This window comes from Okeania sp. SIO2B9 (assembly GCF_010672505.1).
Classification (GTDB): domain Bacteria; phylum Cyanobacteriota; class Cyanobacteriia; order Cyanobacteriales; family Microcoleaceae; genus Okeania; species Okeania hirsuta.
On the sequence record NZ_JAAHGK010001060.1, the window covers coordinates 1 to 2,739 of the forward strand.

A 2,739-nucleotide genomic window follows, 5' to 3' on the forward strand; every position below is an offset into this window, starting at 1 on the left:
GTTCAATACCCACCCCCATCCCCTCCTGGGAGGGGATGGGGGTGGGTATTGAACCATCTAAAGTGTTTGCGTAGCATTCCGTAGGAAAACTATCATCTTTGCCTTTTTTCTTGAATTTAGGCTAACCAGAGACTTTCTTAAAGTAACGCTTCCAAGCTGATGACAAATATTTCAAAGCATATTGAGGTGCTGTTTTAGACACTTCGTAGTACCAATAGTTTTGAGGTTTAACCATTGCTACCAAAAGCAAAGGCCAAGTCAATAGCAGTAGGAAATTTAATTTTGCTATCAGGATTAATAGAATTGTGATTAAGGATGTTTCTAGTCAGCCATAATCCACAATTACAGGCATGACGACCCACACCAGCGTGTTGGGCAAGTAATGTTTTTTGTTGATTTGTGGGTTGCTACTCAGTTTTGAATCCTAGTAGCATAAAACAGATAATCGGAGACTATTATAGATAATACCAGATTATAGGTAACAGTTACAAGTCCTTATCAACTCAATGACTAATCAGATAGTGATTAAGTTGAGTAGCTGCCATCTTTTTATCTCTCTTTTTGCCCCATATTTGCATGGATTATTGCACCATTAATAACTGGGTTAGTCGCTGCAAAATAAATGGTTTGTGCAATCTCTGAAGCTTCGATTAAACGATTTTGAGCATTCATAGTTTTTATCTGCTCAATAATTGTCTCATCATGATTAAGATGATTTCGTAACATTGGGGTATCGGTAAAACCAGGACAAACACAAGCTGTATGAATACCTCGATCTATTAAATCCTGACAAGTGGCTCGCATTAACCCCACTGCTGCGTGTTTAGAAGTGACATAACTAAAGGCACCAGGCACCGCCTTTTCTGAGAGAGTGGAACCCACATAAATAATAGCAGACCCCTTTGACATTTTTGGCATGACTATCTGATTCAATATAGTTGGAGCAACCATATTAATTTCCAAGATATCTCGTAAATTATTGGCTTGAATATTTTCTACATTATCCTTATCTAAGCGGGCAGCATTGTGAACTAAAATCACCCTTTCAGAATATTCTAATTTAGGTAGTAACTCTTGTTTCAAATTTTCCTCAAAACCTTTTGCAGCTAAATCTATCTGAATATTAACTACATCTGGCAACGGACATAAATTTCTAGAAAGGTTAATAACCTGAAATTCCTGTTCCAGAAATAGTTTAGCTGTTGCCAATCCTATGCCACGACTTCCACCAGTTATAACCAAATATTTTTTGCTCATTTTTTACTCCAAAAACTGCTACCTGACTGACCAGGACCAGAGAATATTTTAACTTCTATTGTTTGAATCAAATGCTCTTGATTTTCTTGTACATTAACAAGTAATTGTTGCAAAAACCAATGAGAAAGCTCCTCTACAGTAATATTTCGCACCGGAAGCAACTTTACATCTCGTTTAAGAAATGGTATTTTCTCTTTACCACCATTGAACAAAGCATAGATATATTCATCGAATTCTTCTATTTTGAGATAAGGATTTTTTAATGGCAGTAGAAAAACTTCATCAAGAAATTGACAAATATTAAGGATAATTTCTTTGTAAATACCATAGTCAAAGGTCATGCCATTGTTTGTCACTTCAGCCTCGAACATGACATATACAGAAAAACTATGACCGTGCAGATTTTCTCTTTCACTATCTGAAAATATAGTGAAGTGACCTGCTGAAAAGTTCATTGCTTGCTTAAATAATTCAATTTTAGTCAGTCGTTTTTTCATAGAAAATGCACAGTTATATAAATCCTAAAAGAAATAGGAATGAAGAAAATACAGGAAATTAAATAGTCATTGGGGAATCAACATAAATATTTGGTTCTTGTAGATAAAATTCAATGCCAAAATTTTTCAGCTCCTTAGAAATATTTTGATTAGCAACTTCCAAAAGTCGCTTTCTTAATTGGATAGAATTTTCACTAGAACCGAGAATAAAGAAAGTTATCCTCGCCCGACATTTATCTGTATGTTCATGGTCAAATACTGCTATTTTTGTACTTCCTGGGTCAATACCAAATACTGAATCTGTACTATTTTTAACCACTTGCTGAACTAGAGCTTTTTCTCGTTCTATCAGTTTCTTGGTAAAGTCTAAATATAATAAAACCATCACTTTTTTACCACGGGTAATATTCTCAATTCCTGCATTGGCTAATTGGTTATTAGGAACAATATATAGTGTACCCGTGGCGGCTTTCCTAATTTTTGTAGACCGCAAACCAATAGATTCTACTCTGCCATACATCTCACCTTCTCCTAATGAGCAACGAATATAATCTCCAGGAATAAAAGGACGGTCTAAATACAATACAACAGTACCAAACAATTGCTCCAAAGTTTTGGAAGCAGCAAAACTAATAGCGACACCACCAATAGATACTCCAGCTAACAAACCTGTTAATGGAAATCTTTGACTTTGAGCATAACCTATTGTGGCAATAAATCCGATTACTACATTTACTATAGTCTCAAATACTAAGAGTAACTCATCAGCTTCTAAGCCAGATTTACGAATAATTTCAATGCCATATATCCTGAGTACTTGCTGAAATAAACGGGAAGCTAACCAGGCAATACTAATCACTACAACAAGAACTATTAAAGGATTAAAGAAATTGTATAATGCTTTGTATTCTTCTAACCAAACTGAGGATAGAGAAATTAATATAAATGTTCCTGCAACTTGGAAAGGTTTTGTCAGTGGACTAAT

General features: G+C 35.0%; 4 protein-coding genes. All 4 read right to left on the reverse strand.

What is annotated here, in order from left to right:
• Positions 1–227: 227 nt before the first annotated feature.
• A complete protein-coding gene (locus F6K13_RS27210) occupies positions 228–362 on the reverse strand; it encodes a hypothetical protein (protein ID WP_282433603.1) in 135 nt (44 codons plus the stop codon).
• Between the two features lie 187 nt (positions 363–549).
• Positions 550–1,257 (reverse strand): SDR family oxidoreductase, encoded by a 708-nt coding sequence (locus F6K13_RS27215; protein WP_124146271.1) that lies wholly within the window; start codon positions 1,255–1,257, stop codon positions 550–552.
• Positions 1,254–1,754, reverse strand: coding sequence for a 6-carboxytetrahydropterin synthase (locus F6K13_RS27220; protein WP_124146270.1), 501 nt, complete (start codon positions 1,752–1,754; stop codon positions 1,254–1,256). Before F6K13_RS27220 ends, F6K13_RS27215 begins: the two co-directional genes overlap by 4 nt.
• Before the next feature lie 58 nt (positions 1,755–1,812).
• Positions 1,813–2,739: mechanosensitive ion channel family protein (locus tag F6K13_RS27225; protein WP_287289008.1), on the reverse strand; the 927-nt coding region annotated here is incomplete at its 5' end.